The organism is Mycolicibacterium duvalii (assembly GCF_010726645.1).
GTDB lineage: Bacteria > Actinomycetota > Actinomycetes > Mycobacteriales > Mycobacteriaceae > Mycobacterium > Mycobacterium duvalii.
In genome coordinates, this window is sequence record NZ_AP022563.1 from 997,358 (window position 1) to 1,013,303 (window position 15,946).

The 15,946-nt window shown below is 68.7% G+C and carries 11 protein-coding genes; 9 read left to right on the plus strand and 2 right to left on the minus strand.

Going from position 1 to position 15,946, the window contains the following annotated elements; all coding sequences use genetic code 11:
* The first annotated feature begins 149 nt into the window (after positions 1 to 149).
* The 7 genes from ftsZ to G6N31_RS04540 all read left to right on the plus strand — a co-directional run bounded on the left by ftsZ (position 150) and on the right by G6N31_RS04540 (position 5,431).
* Positions 150 to 1,316: a cell division protein FtsZ gene (ftsZ, locus tag G6N31_RS04510; protein ID WP_098003509.1), complete on the plus strand. Its 1,167-nt coding sequence runs from the start codon at positions 150 to 152 to the stop codon at positions 1,314 to 1,316.
* An 18-nt stretch (positions 1,317 to 1,334) separates the two neighbouring features.
* A complete protein-coding gene (gene pgeF / locus G6N31_RS04515) occupies positions 1,335 to 2,072 on the plus strand; it encodes a peptidoglycan editing factor PgeF (RefSeq protein ID WP_098003508.1) in 738 nt (245 codons plus the stop codon).
* Positions 2,069 to 2,896: a YggS family pyridoxal phosphate-dependent enzyme gene (locus G6N31_RS04520; protein WP_098003507.1), complete on the plus strand. Its 828-nt coding sequence runs from the start codon at positions 2,069 to 2,071 to the stop codon at positions 2,894 to 2,896. The genes pgeF and G6N31_RS04520 overlap by 4 nt, the downstream gene beginning before the upstream one ends.
* 5 nt (positions 2,897 to 2,901) lie before the next feature.
* A complete protein-coding gene (locus G6N31_RS04525) occupies positions 2,902 to 3,540 on the plus strand; it encodes a cell division protein SepF (protein WP_098003506.1) in 639 nt (212 codons plus the stop codon).
* 110 nt (positions 3,541 to 3,650) lie between these two features.
* The gene (locus G6N31_RS04530; protein ID WP_098003505.1) at positions 3,651 to 3,941 is read left to right on the plus strand and encodes a YggT family protein; all 291 of its coding nucleotides are present in this window, start codon (positions 3,651 to 3,653) and stop codon (positions 3,939 to 3,941) included.
* 224 nt (positions 3,942 to 4,165) lie between these two features.
* A complete protein-coding gene (wag31, locus tag G6N31_RS04535) occupies positions 4,166 to 4,975 on the plus strand; it encodes a DivIVA-like cell division protein Wag31 (protein ID WP_098003504.1) in 810 nt (269 codons plus the stop codon).
* A gap of 30 nt (positions 4,976 to 5,005) precedes the next feature.
* Positions 5,006 to 5,431, plus strand: a complete 426-nt coding sequence (locus tag G6N31_RS04540; protein ID WP_098003503.1) for an ICP22 family protein — start codon at positions 5,006 to 5,008, stop codon at positions 5,429 to 5,431.
* 11 nt (positions 5,432 to 5,442) lie between these two features.
* On the opposite strand, the gene G6N31_RS04545 is transcribed toward G6N31_RS04540, so the two are convergent.
* Complete coding sequence (locus G6N31_RS04545; protein ID WP_234815291.1) at positions 5,443 to 6,135, minus strand: phosphoribosyltransferase; 693 nt, start codon at positions 6,133 to 6,135, stop codon at positions 5,443 to 5,445.
* Between the two features lie 112 nt (positions 6,136 to 6,247).
* Between G6N31_RS04545 and G6N31_RS04550 the strand changes: the two genes are divergently transcribed.
* The gene (locus G6N31_RS04550) at positions 6,248 to 7,615 is read left to right on the plus strand and encodes a TIGR01777 family oxidoreductase (protein WP_098003501.1); all 1,368 of its coding nucleotides are present in this window, start codon (positions 6,248 to 6,250) and stop codon (positions 7,613 to 7,615) included.
* On the opposite strand, the gene G6N31_RS04555 is transcribed toward G6N31_RS04550, so the two are convergent.
* Positions 7,585 to 8,316, minus strand: a complete 732-nt coding sequence (locus G6N31_RS04555; protein WP_098003500.1) for a type 1 glutamine amidotransferase — start codon at positions 8,314 to 8,316, stop codon at positions 7,585 to 7,587. The genes G6N31_RS04550 and G6N31_RS04555 overlap by 31 nt on opposite strands.
* Before the next feature lie 526 nt (positions 8,317 to 8,842).
* On the opposite strand from G6N31_RS04555, the gene G6N31_RS04560 reads away from it, so the two are divergent.
* Entirely contained in the window at positions 8,843 to 15,772 is a 6,930-nt protein-coding gene (locus tag G6N31_RS04560; protein WP_163722035.1) for a Calx-beta domain-containing protein, read from the plus strand.
* Positions 15,773 to 15,946 lie beyond the last annotated feature (174 nt).

Here is a 15,946-nt window from a genome sequence, read left to right on the forward strand (position 1 = left end):
CCTGCGGGCAACCCACGCGCGGTGACCCTACCGTTCTGTCTACGCGGAACAACTTGACATAACTCTAACCCTCAGGTTGAGGTTGATAGTTTTGATCAGGGGGAACTCCGCAGAGCAGACAGCAACCAGGCAGGAAGGCAACCGCGGCGATGACCCCTCCGCATAACTACCTCGCAGTGATCAAGGTGGTCGGCATCGGCGGTGGCGGCGTCAACGCCGTCAACCGGATGATCGAACAGGGCCTCAAGGGCGTCGAGTTCATCGCGATCAACACCGACGCTCAAGCGCTGTTGATGAGCGATGCCGACGTAAAGCTCGACGTGGGCCGCGACTCCACGCGGGGTCTCGGCGCCGGCGCAGACCCCGAGGTCGGCCGCAAGGCCGCTGAGGACGCCAAGGACGACATCGAGGAACTGCTGCGCGGTGCCGACATGGTGTTCGTCACCGCCGGCGAGGGCGGTGGCACCGGCACCGGTGGCGCCCCGGTGGTGGCTTCGATCGCACGCAAGCTCGGTGCGCTGACCGTCGGTGTGGTCACGCGCCCGTTCTCCTTCGAGGGCAAACGGCGCAGCAACCAGGCCGCCGAAGGCATCGCGGCGCTGCGGGAGAGCTGCGACACGTTGATCGTCATCCCCAACGACCGGCTGCTGCAGATGGGCGATGCCGCGGTGTCGCTGATGGACGCGTTCCGCAGCGCCGACGAGGTGCTGCTCAACGGGGTGCAGGGCATCACCGATCTGATCACCACCCCCGGCCTGATCAACGTCGACTTCGCCGACGTCAAGGGTGTGATGAGCTCGGCGGGCACCGCCTTGATGGGCATCGGCTCTGCGCGCGGTGACGGCCGGGCACTCAAGGCCGCCGAGATCGCGATCAACTCGCCGCTGCTCGAGGCGTCGATGGAGGGCGCCCAGGGCGTGCTGCTGTCGGTGGCCGGCGGCAGCGATCTGGGCCTGTTCGAGATCAACGAGGCCGCCTCGCTGGTGCAGGAGGCCGCTCATCCCGAGGCGAACATCATCTTCGGCACCGTCATCGACGATTCGCTGGGAGACGAGGTGCGCGTCACCGTCATCGCGGCCGGCTTCGACGCTGCGGGCCCCGGTCGCAAACCGATCACCAGCGAGGCGCCGGCCGAGGCGCCGGCTACCACGCCGATCGCACCCGGAAAGGCGGGCCGCGTGGGCTCGTCGCTGTTCGAGCAGAACGATCCGGCCAGCGTGCCGGTCCACACCAATGGCGCGACGGTGCGCATCGGCGGCGACGACGGGGGCATCTCCGACGACGACGTCGACGTGCCGCCCTTCATGCGTCACTGAACGACGTACGGTCGCAGCGTGCGATTCCGTGTGCGCCGTGTGACAACCACCCGCGCCGGCGGCGTGTCCAAGCCTCCGTATGACACCTTCAACCTGGGGGACCACGTCGGCGACGACCCGGCTGCGGTGGCGGCCAACCGCCGCCGACTGGCCACGGCCCTGGGCCTGGGCGGTGACGGCGGTGATGACCGGGTGGTGTGGATGAACCAGGTACACAGTGCCCATGTACAGGTTGTCGACGGTGTGGGTGAAACCGTCGACGGCACAGACGGTTTGGTGACCACCGTGCCCGGCCTGGCGGTGGCGGTGGTGACCGCCGACTGCGTGCCGGTGCTGATGGCCGACGCCCGCGCCGGGGTGGTGGCGGCCGTGCATGCCGGCCGGGTCGGCGCGCAGCAGGGCATCGTGGCACGCGCGCTGGAGACCATGGTGTCGGTCGGTGCGCAGATCGAGGACGTGTCGGTGTTACTCGGGCCGGCGGTCAGCGGGCCCAATTACGAGGTGCCCGAACAGATGGCCGCCGAGGTGGAACGCGCCCTGCCCGGAAGCCGCACCACCACCGCGCGGGGAACGCCGGGTCTGGATCTGCGGACCGGGATCGCCGCGCAGTTGCGCACGCTCGGGGTCGGCGCGGTCGACGTGGACCCGCGGTGCACCGTCGCTGATCCGGCGTTGTTCAGCCACCGCCGGGACAACCCGACGGGCAGGCTGGCGTCTCTGATCTGGTTGGAGCCGGTCGAGGGCCGGGCGCAGTGAGCGTCGAGCGTGAGCAGCAGTTGGCCGTCGCCCTGGCCGAGGTCCGCGCACGGCTGGCCGGCGCCGCCGCCGCGGCCGGGCGCGCCGTCGACGAGATCGAGCTGCTGGCGGTGACGAAGTTCTTTCCGGCTGACGATGTGGTGGCCCTGCACCGGTTGGGTTGTCACGCCTTCGGGGAGTCGCGGGACCAGGAGGCCAGCCGCAAGGTCGCCGAGGTGGCAGCGCTCATCGGGTCCGCAGACATCCGCTGGCACATGGTCGGCCGGATCCAGCGCAACAAGGCCCGCTCGGTCGCGCAGTGGGCGCACGTCGCGCATTCGGTCGACAGCCTCAAGCTGGTCCATGCGCTGGACCGCGCGGCCGCCGAGGCGCTCGACCACGGGCTACGCACCGTCCCGCTCGACGTTTTTGCGCAGGTCAGCCTCGACGGCGACGAGTCCCGCGGCGGCGTCGACGTCGACGCCACCGCGCGTATCGACGAGCTGTGCGCCGCCATGGAGCAGGCGCCCGGTCTGCGCTTCGCCGGGCTGATGGCGATTCCGCCGATCGGAGCCGACCCGGACTCGGCGTTCGCGCGGTTGCAGCAGGAGCACCAGCGGGTACAGAGCAAGTATCCGCAGCGCCTCGAACTGTCGGCCGGAATGTCAGGTGACCTCGAGGCGGCGGTCAAACACGGTTCCACTTGTGTGCGTGTCGGTACCGCTCTATTGGGATCGCGCCCGCTAACGTCACCCGCAGTCACACCAGTCACACGTTCACCACAGACAACAGAGTCTCTCGGGTCTACCGACAAGACAGAATCTTCATCACCGCACAAGGGGTAAGCACGATGAGCACACTGCACAAGGTCAAGGCCTACTTCGGTATGGCGCCGATGGACGACTACGAGGACGACTACTACGAGGACGACGACCGCCCGGTGCGCGGGTACCGGCGTCCCCGCGAAGAGCGTTTCGAGGACGAAGGTTTCCCGCGCGGCTACGGCGACCGTCGTGACTACGACGAACCGGTCGGCTACCGCGGTGGTCTGCCCGGCGGCTACGACGATCCGCGCTTCGAGCCCCGGATGCGCGCGCCGCGCGAATTCGACCGCACCCCACCGCGATTCGGTTCCCTGCGCGGCTCCACCCGGGGTGCGCTGGCGATGGATCCGCGCGGTATGGCCGAGTTGTTCGAAGCCGGCAGCCCGCTGGCCAAGATCACCACGCTGCGTCCCAAGGACTACAGCGAGGCGCGCACCATCGGTGAGCGCTTCCGCGACGGCACCCCGGTGATCATGGATCTGGTGTCGATGGACAACGCCGACGCCAAGCGGCTCGTCGACTTCGCCGCCGGGCTCGCGTTCGCGTTGCGCGGCTCGTTCGACAAGGTCGCCACCAAGGTCTTCCTGCTCTCACCGGCCGATGTCGACGTCACCGCCGAGCAGCGTCGCCGCATCGCCGAGGCCGGCTTCTACTCCTACCAGTGAGGGGCGCGGCGGGCGCGGGTAGGCTGGCGACGTCGCATTGAGCGGCACACCGGCCGGCAATCGCGGACGGTATCGAACGTCACCATTGCTTACGAGTGAGGTCGCTTCCGTTGGGGCTCTTCTTCCAGATTCTGGGTTTCGCGCTGTTCGTTTTCTGGCTGCTGCTGATCGCCCGGGTCGTGGTCGAGTTCATCCGCTCGTTCAGTCGGGACTGGCATCCGCGCGGCGCGACAGTCGTGGTGCTCGAGATCATCATGACGCTGACCGACCCTCCCGTCCGGCTGCTACGACGCATCATTCCGCAGCTGACCATCGGGGCCGTCCGGTTCGATCTGTCGATCATGGTGCTGCTGCTGGTGGCCTTCATCGGCATGCAGCTGGCCTTCAGCGCAGCCGCCTGAACCGACGCTGACCAGCGGCGATTCTGTGTCGTCCGGGCCGCCGCGGGCGTGCACCCGCCGGCCTCGGTGCCGCCGGCGCGTCTCGGGATTGTTGAAAATCTGTCTTATTTCGTAACCTCGTCTGCAACCGCAGGGTCTGGTGTGACAGGATGGACGCCAGTTACGACCCTGTAAGGCTCTACACTTTGTGATCGTTCACGGTCCAGACTTCAAGGGGGCAGACAATGCCGCTCACTCCTGCCGACGTGCACAACGTCGCGTTCAGCAAGCCACCCATTGGTAAGCGCGGCTACAACGAGGACGAGGTCGATGCGTTCCTCGACCTCGTCGAGAATGAGCTGTCCCGCCTGATCGAGGAGAACAGCGACCTGCGCCAGCGCGTCGCCGAGCTGGATCAGGAGCTCGCCTCCGCGCGGTCCGGAGCAGGTGCGGCGCAGCCGACGCAGACCATTCCAGCCTACGAGCCGGAGCCCGAGCCTGAGCCTGCTCCGCAGCCGGTGTACGAGGCACCTGCCGCAGCACCCGCGGCCAGCAGCGAGGACCAGCACCTGCGCGCGGCCAAGGTGCTCAGCCTGGCTCAGGAGACTGCGGACCGGCTGACCAGCAGCGCGAAGGCCGAGTCCGACAAGATGCTCAGCGACGCCCGTGCCCAGGCCGACCAGATGGTCGCCGAGGCGCGGCAGACCGCCGAGACCACCGTCGCCGACGCGCGCCAGCGCGCCGAGGCGATGCTCGCCGACGCGCAGACTCGTTCGGAGACCCAGCTGCGGCAGGCCCAGGAGAAGGCTGACGCTTTGCAGGCCGATGCCGAGCGCAAGCACTCGGAGATCATGGGCACCATCAACCAGCAGCGCACGGTGCTGGAGGGTCGTCTCGAGCAGCTCCGGACCTTCGAACGCGAATACCGGACCCGGCTCAAGACCTATCTGGAATCACAGCTGGAAGAGCTCGGACAGCGCGGGTCCGCGGCACCGGTGGACTCGGGTGCCGGCAACGACGGCGGGTTCAATCAGTTCAACCGGGGCAGCAACTAGTCTCGTGTCCCTCGGACCGGAGGTCGGCCCATGCTGATCGTGGCGCTCGTGCTGGCCGTCATCGGACTGGCGGCCCTGGTCACCGCGGTGGTCACCAGCAATGAGCTGATCGCCTGGGTGTGCATCGCGGCCAGCGTGATCGGTGTCGTGCTGCTCATCGTCGACGCGCTGCGAGACCGTTCTCGGCGGTCCGCCGGTGACGAAGCGAACGGCTCCGCTGACGAGGGCACCGCCGACGAGGGCGGGGATGAGACCTACGCCGAGGAGTACCCCGACGAGGCTCCCGTCGCGTGGGAGGCCGAGGGCGAGCCCTCGAGTATGGCTTCCGAGGGCGAGCCCTCGGGTATGGCTCCCGAGGACGAGCCCTCGAGTGTGGCCTCCGAGGGCGAGCCGTCGCCGGTCACCGACGACTCAGAACCCCGCGATGTCACCGACGATGACGCTCGCAGATCCTGACTGGTTGCGGGTCAACGCTTTTCGGTGATCTCCGGGCCGGAGACGGTCGGGGTGGCGAGTAGTTCGCACACTTCGTCGTCGCTGACCTGACGGAAGTCCTCGTACACCTGGCCAACGGCGCGGAAGTCACGCGGCGACGTCGAGCAGACCACCTCGTCGGCTTCGTGGCGCAGCTCCCGACATACCGAGAGCGGGCCGACCGGAACGGCGACCACAACCTTCCGGGCGCCGGCCTGACGCACCGAGCGCACCGCCGCGAACATGCTGGCACCGGTGGCGATCCCGTCGTCGACGAGGATCACCGTCTTGCCGTGCAGGTGCAACGGACCGCGTCCGCCGCGGTAGACCTGTTCCCGGCGGTGCAGTTCGACGGTTTCCCGCTCGACGGCGGCCCGGACCTCCTCGTCGCCGAGTCCCAGGCTGCGCAGCAGATCGTCGTTGAGGACGACGCCGCCACCCGTGGCCAGTGCCCCCATCGCCAGCTCCGGGTATTGCGGCACTCCGAGCTTGCGCACCAGGCACACGTCCAGGGGCGCCTCGAGTGCGGCGGCGACCTCCCACCCGACCGGGACACCGCCCCGGGCCAGACCCAGCACCTGAACCGCCGCACTGTGCGCGCGGTCGCGGTGGTCGCTCAGGTCGCGGGCCAGTACCCGCCCCGCGTCGCGGCGGTCGGAGAAGGTACGCGTTCGACCGGTCCTCACCTCGTGAATCCTCACTGCCACCCTGCCGCGGGGATACCCGCGCACGCAACGGGCAATCCCTGCCGGAGTGCGCGCCGAATAACCAGGGACCGACGACTGACCAGGAGGAGCAGTGGGGATCGATTTCGAGAGCATCGTCGACCAGCCCCGCGACGAGGTGTGGACGTGGCACACCCGACCAGGAGCGATCCATCGGCTGACTCCGCCGTGGCAGCCGATGCGCGCGCTCGCCGAAGCCGAGTCATTGGCCGACGGCACGGCGGTGCTGCGGCTGCCGGGTGGGCTGCGCTGGGTCGCGCGCCATGACCCGTCGGCCTATCAGCCGCCGTACCGATTCGTCGACGAGCTGTCGTCGGATGGTGTGCTGTCCTGGCCGGTCCGGCTGGCCGGCGGATGGCGTCACACGCACACCTTCGAAGACATCGACGGCACCCGGACCCGCATGCGCGATCGGGTCGAGTCCGCGGTGCCGGCCGGGCTGCTGCGGCCGATGTTCGTCTATCGGCATCGCCAGGTGGCCGACGATCTGGCAGCCCATCGCAGGGCGGCAGACGCGGGGCTGGCCACCCCGACCGTGGTTGCCGTCACCGGGGCCTCGGGGCTGGTGGGCGCGGCGTTGTCGGCGTTTCTTACCACCGGCGGCCACCGCGTCATCCGGCTGGTGCGCCGCCCGGCGCGGGGCGCCGACGAACGCCAGTGGACGCCGACATCACCGGCGGGTGATCTGCTCGACGGTGTCGACGCGGTGATCCACCTCGCCGGTGAGTCGATCGCCGGACGCTTCAACTCCGCGCACCGCGCCAAGATCCGTGACAGCCGGGTCGAGCCGACACGGCGCCTGGCGGAGGTGGCCGCCGGCGCGAACGACGGGCCGCGCGTGTTCATCAGCGCGTCGGCGATCGGCTTCTACGGCAGCGACCGCGGCGATACGCAACTCACCGAGGACAGCGGTCGGGGGGACGGATTCCTCGCCGATGTGGTCACCGACTGGGAGGCCGCGACCACGCCGGCTCATGACGCCGGGCTGCGCGTGGTCAAGGTGCGCACCGGGATAGTGCAGTCCGCGGCCGGTGGGACGCTGCACCTGTTGCGGCCACTGTTCGCCGCGGGGCTGGGCGGTCGTGTCGGGGACGGCCGGCAGTGGATGGCGTGGATCGGTCTGGACGATTTGATCGACATCTACCACCGTGCCCTTTTCGACGAGCGTCTCGAGGGCGCGGTCAATGCCGTTGCGCCCGAACCGGTCCGCAACTCGGAGTACACCGCGACGCTGGCGCGCGTGCTGCACCGGCCCGCGCTGGTGCCGGTGCCTCCGGTGGGTCCCCGCATCCTGCTGGGGGAGCAGGGCGCGCGGGAACTGGCCGAGGCGAGCCAGCGGGTGGTGCCGGCCACGCTGCTCGGCCTCGAGCACACGTTCCGTGCGCCCGATCTCGGTGCGGCGCTGGCACATCAGCTGGGTCGTGCCGAACCGGCGACATGAGTCAGGAATCCGGACACCAGATCCCGGATCCGCGGTGCCGTTGCTTCCGTCAGATCTGCTGTGCGAGTGAGTAGTTGATCATGGTCGAGTCCGGCGGCGACGACCTCGCCGTCGCGGTCGTCGGCGAGCCAGGCCTGCAGCAGGTCGATGTCGACCTCAGGGTGGAACTGCAGACCCATCGCTCGGCCCAGCACGAACGCCTGTGACGCGTTGGATGTCCGGGCGATCTCGTTGGCGCCCGGCGGCAACGTCCACCGGTCGAAATGCCACTGGAACCACGGACCGCCGGGGACGATGTCGGGCTGGTCGCTGAGCACGTCGTACCAACCGATCTCTGGCCGCGGTGAGCGGGTGACGGTGCCGCCGAACGTCTGGGCCAGCAGCTGACCGCCGAAGCACACGCCGAGCAGCGCGACCCCGGCGTCGGCGGCATCGCGCAGCAGCTGCATCTGCGTGCCGACCCAGGAGTCGAGCAGCGCTGCGTCATACACCGGCCACCGTGCGCCGAGCGGCACCACGACGTCGTAGCCGCGCAGGTCGGGAAAGGCGACGTCGCCGGCGGGTTGGTCGCCGCGTTGGTCCGTCACCACCTCGAAAACGTCGACGTCGAAACCGTGGTCGACGAAGGCCTCGCCGAGAAGGGCCTCGGTCGCGATGGGGTCATTGACCAGAAACAGCACCGTGGGGGACACGGCGGCCATTATCGCGTCGGTCCCGCCGCGGGACGTCAGACGGGCCGACGCTGGACGCCGAGCGGAGCGGACTGAATTAGCCGGATCGCCACCGGCGGAATTTTGCATAGTTTGCCAATGCACTTTTCGCCAGACCGCTGGGCGAAGTGGGGCGCCCAGTCGACGCCCCCTCTGTCGATTGTGTTGACATCGCGCCCCCATTTGTTCGGATGGTCGACATCGGGGAGTGTCGGGAAGCGCTGGGCGAGCATGCTGCGGCGCATGACAGCCCGCAATGGTGGTTCGCTGGAACGATATGCATTTCGATAGAAAACATATCTATGAGCTGGTTTTCAGTGCCATCGGCCGATCTAGGTATTTGCTTCTGTGCCTGTCCCGGGGTCGGCAGGACTTATCACGGCAAATCCTTGACGGCCGACAGGTGTGTGGGGTTACATGCTTTCTTAGTCGTCAATAATGGCCCCCTCTGATACCGGAGAGTTGGCAGTTATCCGGCGCATTCGCTGCGGTTCGATCGAACAGGAGTACGTTGCTGATGGGTTACGGACGATTCGTGGGCCGAGTGGGTGCATTAGCTGTGGCGCTGGGCGTGGGTCTGGCCGCGCCTGCCATCGCCGCCGCGGATCCAGGCGACGACAGCGCTGCCGGTGACTCGCCGGCCGGCGCGGCACGCGCGGAGAGCAGTCCCGTCGACGCACCGACGCGTCGCGCGTCGGAGACCCGCGGCCGTTCGGCGCTGGCTCCCGCGGAGGATCCCGGGGACGGGGATGCCGAGGTCGAGGACTCCGAGGCCGGCGATACGGTCGACGAGCCCGCGGAACCCGAGGCCGCGCCCGACGAGCCGTCCGACGGGCTGGTGCACGACGAGCCGGCGCCGACCCAGCGGCGTACCGAGCCGGCCGCCCGACGCGGTGACCGCCCCGTCTTCGGCGGTGACATCGACGACAGCGGCACGCGCAGGGCCGACACCGCCTTTACCGATGTCGGAGACAGCGGCGCTACTGATGCCGGAGACAGCGCCGTCGCCGCCGAGCCCGACGTCCGGCCGTCACGTCGAGTGGCCCGCACCGCCGTCGACGACCCGGCCGAGGCGCGCCTGCTCACAGCGCCGGCTGCCGAGGAATCGGTAACCGGCCTCGCGGACCACCGCACGGCCGCCGCGACGCTGACGGCACCGGACACCGCGGACACGGCGACCACGCCGGTGACCGGCCTTGGCCGGCTGGTGTCGAGGTTCCTCGCGATCCTCGGTATCGGCCAATCGGCCGGCACGGGGAGCACGCCGCTGCCGGCATTCGAGTTCGTCACCGCCGTCCTCGGCACCATCCGCCGCGAGATCGACCGGCTGTTCGCCAATCACGGTCCCACCGCGGCCGTCGCTGCTGTCAGTCGTAACGCCGACGGTGCGGTCACCGGCACGATCGATGCCGTCGACCCGGAAGGTGACCGGCTCGTCTACACGGTGCTGGAAGGACCGGCCCACGGCACCGTGCACCTTGGTACCTCAGGGCAGTTCACCTATCGGGCCGATGCCGCCGCCACCGCCGGTGCCGACACCTTCGTGATCGGTGTGCGCGATGCCGGTCTGCACCTGCGGTCGGTCACCCCGCTGACCACCGCGGTCCCCGTCACGGTGACGCTGGTCGAAGCGGACAGCGTCGTGGCCGCCCGGGTGGCGGCCACCAGTGTCGGTACCGGCCGGGTGTACCACGTGACGACGTCCGGAGGCGACATCGACGGCTTCGACCCGACCCGCGACAAGCTCGACCTCGGCGATGTGTCGGTGCACAACTTCATCGTCGTCGACACCGCCGAAGGCGTCGGATTCCGCAACCCGTGGTCCGGTCAGACCGCGGTCATCCGCGGTGTGTCGCTGGGCCAGCTCACCGTCGACAGTTTCACGCCGATCATCAACGACCATCTGCGCCAGGACCTTTCGGGTGCGATTGCCTGGGAGCACGGTGTGGTGGCCGCACCCGGCACCGTATATGCACGCTCCCACGAACTCGGCCAGATCGACCGGGTCGCCTTCAACCCCGCCACCGACGTCGTGGACTTCCGCTACTACGGCACCCGCGAGCAGATCTCGGTGACCGACACCCCCGAAGGTGTGGTGATCTCCAACGCCGGCACAGGGCAGGCGCTCGTCCTGCAGGGCGTCTCCGCCGCACAGTTGAGCGCCCGCAACTTTGTGTTCCACAACGCACAGGTGCGTGAGGACCGGCTCAACCAGCAACTCGGCATCGGCGCAGTGCCAGACTCCCAGGTGCGCCCGCAGAACGTCCCGGTCGCCGGGACCACCGCGTGGCCGGTCGCGGCGGGCCCCGGCGCCCCGCCCAGTGGCCAGACCGGCACCACCACCAAGATCTCGTGGCAGTACGGCAGCCACACGGTCATCTCGTTCGACCCGGCCGTCGACAAGCTCGACTTCGGCTGGTTCCGCGCCGACAACTTCGACGTCTCCGAAGCCGCCGGTTCCACCCGCATCGCGATCGTCGGCAACGACCAGAGCTACACCCTGGCGGGCGTCGCCGTCGGAGCCCTGCAGATCAGCAATATCATCGCGCTCGACGACAGCGCCCGCGCCAAGTGGCAGAACCTGATCTACGCCGCGGTGCCGCCGGTGCCGGTGCCGAGCCTGACCGTCGGCGACGCCAGTGTGGCCGAGGGGGACAGCGGTTCGACCACGCTGTCGTTCCAGGTGACACTGTCTGGCCCAGCCACCGACATCGTGACGGTCGGCTACACCACCAGCACCGGGACGGCCACGGTCGCCGACGACGACTACGTTCCGCTCGTGGGAACCCTGACCTTCGCGCCCGGCGAGACCGTCAAAACCGTTGCGGTGGCGGTCAACGGCGACACCACGGTCGAACTCGACGAGCAGCTCTCGCTGAGGTTGTCGGCTCCGGTCAACGCCACCATCGCCGACGGTGTCGGCGCCGGCACGATCGTCAACGACGACGTCGACACCGCGCCGAGCGCACCGCCGGCCGTCTCGGTCGCCGATCTCGCGGTGGCCGAGGGCGACGGGACGCACAACCATTTCATGTTCGTGGTGACCCTGGACAAGGCGCCGACCGAGACCGTGACCGTGCGCTACGTGACCTCCGACGGGACCGCGGCCGCCGGTAGCGACTACGTCGCCACGTCCGGTGTGTTGACGTTCGCCCCCGGGGTGACCATGCAACTGCTGCACGTCGACGTGATCGGCGACACCGCGACCGAGGCAGCCGAGACGTTCACCGTCACGCTGACCGAGCCGACCGGAGTCACCCTCGCCGACGCCGTCGCGATCGGCACCATCGTCGACGACGACGCGGTCGCCGGCCAGCCCGGCCTGAACTCGGGCAACCCGGGCGACGCGCTGTGGGGCGAAGCGCATTTCGCGCCCTACGTGGACATGGGTCTGTGGCCGGTACCGGATCTGCTGGCCATCGCGCAGAGCCGGGGCACCTCGCTGCTGACACTGGGCTTTCTGCAGGCCACCCAGGACGGCGCGCTGGCCTGGGCCGGTCTGCCCGCACTGGCGCCGGACTCCGACTTCGAGCAGGCCCGGCAGATCAACGCGTCGATCGCCGCGTTACGGGCCGCCGGTGGCGACGTGATGATCTCGCTGGGCGGGGCGGCAGGCACCAGCCTGGCGCAGTGGTACGCCGCACGCGGGCTCAGTGCGTCCGCGCTGGCCGACGCGTACGTCGACATCGTCGATCACTACGCCCTCAATCGCATCGACTTCGACATCGAAGGTGCGGCGGTCGCCGACACCGCCGCCGTGGCGCTGGGCAGCCAGGCGCTGCGGCTGCTCCAGCAGCATCGCCCCGACCTCGAGGTGTGGTACACGCTGCCGGTGCTGCCCAGTGGGCTGACCGCCGACGGGCTTGCCGTTGTCCGCGGCGCCGTGAACGCCGGGGCCGCCCTCGACGGCGTCAACATCATGGCCATGGACTACGGCGAATCCGCCGCTCCGACAACGGGTCCGAACGCCCAAACGATGGGGGCCTATGCCATCGCGGCGGCCGAATCCACCTACACTCAACTCAGCGCCCTCTACGCCGAGTTCGGTCAGGCGTTCGGCTGGAACCAGATCGGGATCACCCCGATGATCGGCGTCAATGACGTCACCACCGAGGTGTTCACCGTCGCCGACGCGCAGGCGCTCGAGGACTTCGCCCGGGCCAAAGGTGTCGGCATGCTCTCGATGTGGTCGGTCACGCGTGACAACCCCGGAACCCTCGGCCAGGCCACCAACTATGCCTCCGGCATCAGTGCCGCTGCAGGCGCTTTCAGCGGCGTGTGGAACGACTACGGAACCACCAACGTGATCGTCGGTCCGCCGCCGGCGCTGTCCATCTCCGACGTCACCGTTACCGAGGACGACACCGGCCAGGCGCACGCGGTGTTCCTGGTGACGCTGGACAAACCGTCGGCCTCGACGGTGACGGTGCGCTACAGCACCTCCGACGGCACCGCGACCGCCGGCACCGACTACACGTCGGCCTCGGGCACCCTCACCTTCGCGCCCGGGGTGACCAGCCAGCAGGTCCACGTCGCCGTCACCGCCGACACCGCTGATGAAGCCGACGAACGCTTCACCGTCACGTTGTCCGACCCGACCGGCGCCACCCTGGCCGACGCCACCGCGATCGGCACCGTCACCGACGACGACGGTGCCGCCCCGCAACCGGGGTCGGGATCGGTGACCTATGTGGTCAATGACAACTGGGGCGCCGGCTTCGTCGCCGCGGTCACACTCACCGCGGGAGAGTCGGGGCTGAACGGCTGGACGGTCGAATTCGACACTCCGGCCCTGATCACCAACATCTGGAACGCCGAGCTCGTCAGCCGGACCGGCGAACACTACGTGGTGCGCAATGCGTCCTGGAACGCGGCGGTGGCCGCCGGCCAGGCGGTCGAGTTCGGCTTCCAGGCAGGCACCGCCGGCGGAATTTCCACGGCCACCAACTTCGTGGTCAACGGTGTGCCGATCGGGCCGGACCCGGCGCCGGTGGCGCCGAAGGTGACCGTCGCCGATGCCGGCGTCACCGAGACCGACACGGGCACCACCAACATGGTGTTCACAGTGACCCTGGACAAGGTGTCGGCGACCCCGGTGAGCATCGCCTACGCGACATCGAACGGAACCGCCGCCGCAGGAAGCGATTTCACCGCGGCCTCAGGCGTGCTGAGCTTCGCTGCCGGTGAGCTGACCCAGCAGATCGCCGTACCGATCCTCGGCGACACCGCCGTCGAACAGGACGAGACCTTCACGCTGACGCTGTCCGACCCGAACGGCGTGACCATCGCCGATGGCAGCGCCGTCGGCACCATCGCCAACGACGACGTCGCAGCACCGGCGCCCGGCGGTGCGTCGGCGGTGTTCGCGGTGACCGACAACTGGGGTTCGGGCTTCACCGGTGCGGTCACGGTGACCGCGGGGTCATCCGCACTCAACGGCTGGACGGTCGAATTCGACTCCCCGGCGCAAATCAGCAACATCTGGAACGCCGAGATCGTCGACCGGGTGGGCACCCGCTACGTGGTGCGCAACGCCCCGTGGAACCCCAGCGTCGCCGCCGGACAGAGCGTCAGCTTCGGATTCCAGGCGTCGCCGGGCGGTGCGTCGGCGACGGCGACGAACTTCGCCGTCAACGGCCAACCGTCGACACCAGCCCAGCCGATCATCTCGGTGGCCGACGCCTCGGCCGGCGAGTCCGACGGCGCCACGCAGATGACGTTCCTGGTGACGCTGTCGAAAGCATCCAGCGATCCGGTCACCGTCACATATGCGACGGCGGCCGGCACCGCGACTGCAGGAGTGGACTACACCGCCGCCTCGGGAACGGTGACGTTCGCGCCCGGCGTGCTGTCCCAGCAGATCCAGGTCTCCATCACCGGCGACACCGATGTCGAGCAGAACGAGACCTTCACGCTGACGCTGTCGGATCCCAGCGGTGCGACCATCGGCGACGGGTCGGCGGTCGGGACCATCACCGACGACGTCGCCCTGCCCGGCACGGTGTCGCTGAGCATCTCCGACGCCTCGGTGCTCGAGGGGGCGCCGGGCAGCTCGGCGGCGGCCGGCTACTTCCAGACCGCGGGCAACCAGATCGTCGACGCGGCGGGCAACCCGGTGCAGATCGCCGGGGTGAACTGGTTCGGCATGGAGAGCGACATCTTCGCCCCGCACGGCCTCTGGACGCGCAACTACAAAGAGATGATGGACCAGATGGCGGCGTTGGACTTCAACACCATCCGGCTGGCCTACTCCAGCCAGATGCTGCACACCACCGCCGCGCCGTCGGGCATCGACTTTCACAAGAACCCCGACCTGGCCGGTCTGAGCCCGCTGCAGATCATGGACAAGATCGTCGACTACGCCGGGGAGCTCGGGATGCGCATCATCCTCGATCACCACCGCAGCAGCGCCGGAGCCGGACCCAACGGCAACGGGCTGTGGTACGAGGGTGCCTACACCGAGGCCGCCTGGATCGACGACTGGACGATGCTGGCGCAGCGCTACGCGGACGACCCGACGGTGATCGGCGCCGACCTGCACAACGAACCCCACAACGGAACCTGGGGCGGCGGGGGAGCCACCGACTGGGCGGCCGCGGCCGAACGGGCGGGCAACGCCATCCTGTCGGTGAACTCCGGATGGCTGATCTTCGTCGAAGGTGTCGCCCAGTATCAGGGCCAATCATATTGGTGGGGCGGCAATCTGATGGGGGTCAGGGACCGCCCGATCGTGTTGGACGTGCCGAACCGGGTCGTCTACTCGCCTCACGACTACCCGAACTCGGTGTACAACCAGCCGTGGTTCCAGAGCTCGGACTTCGGTGTGGCGCTGCCGGACAAGTTCGAGCAGATGTGGGGCTACATCTACGAGCAGAACATCGCCCCGATCTACCTCGGCGAGTTCGGCACCCGGCTGACCGACCCCAAAGACGTCGTGTGGTTCGAGGCGATCACGTCGTATCTGTCCGGTGACTTCGACAACGACGGCAGCATCGACATCGCGGCCGGCACCGAGGACATGTCGTGGACGTTCTGGTCGTGGAATCCGAATTCCACTGACACCGGCGGGATCCTGGCCGACGACTGGAACACCGTCAACACCGACAAGATGGCGTATCTGCAAGCTCTGCAGTTCGACTTCGCCGACGGCGGTTCCGGGGTGCTCGCCCAGTTCGTGGTGGCCTTGACCGCCCCGACGAATCAGACCGTCACCGTGCACTACACCACATCCGACGGCACGGCCACCGGCGGCAGCGACTACACCCCGGTGTCGGGCACGCTGACGTTCCTGCCGGGCGAGACGACCAAGACGATCAGCGTGGTCGTGTTCGGCGACACGCTGGCCGAGAGCACCGAGAGCTTCGTCGTGACGCTGTCGAGCCCGTCGGGGGCCACGCTCGCCGATGCCAGCGGCGCCGGCACGATCCTCGATCGGAGCATCCTCTAGCGGCCGCCGACGCGAGTTGCGTAACGGCACGGCGGAAAACGCCCCGATAATCGCCACGCCGTTACGTAATTCCCGGATAGCCGCGCACTGCTCACACGCGCACCGACGCCTCACGGTGCGGTGTCCGGCGATGTGAGGGCGAGTTTTCACCGTGGTCACTGACGTGCAACGGGT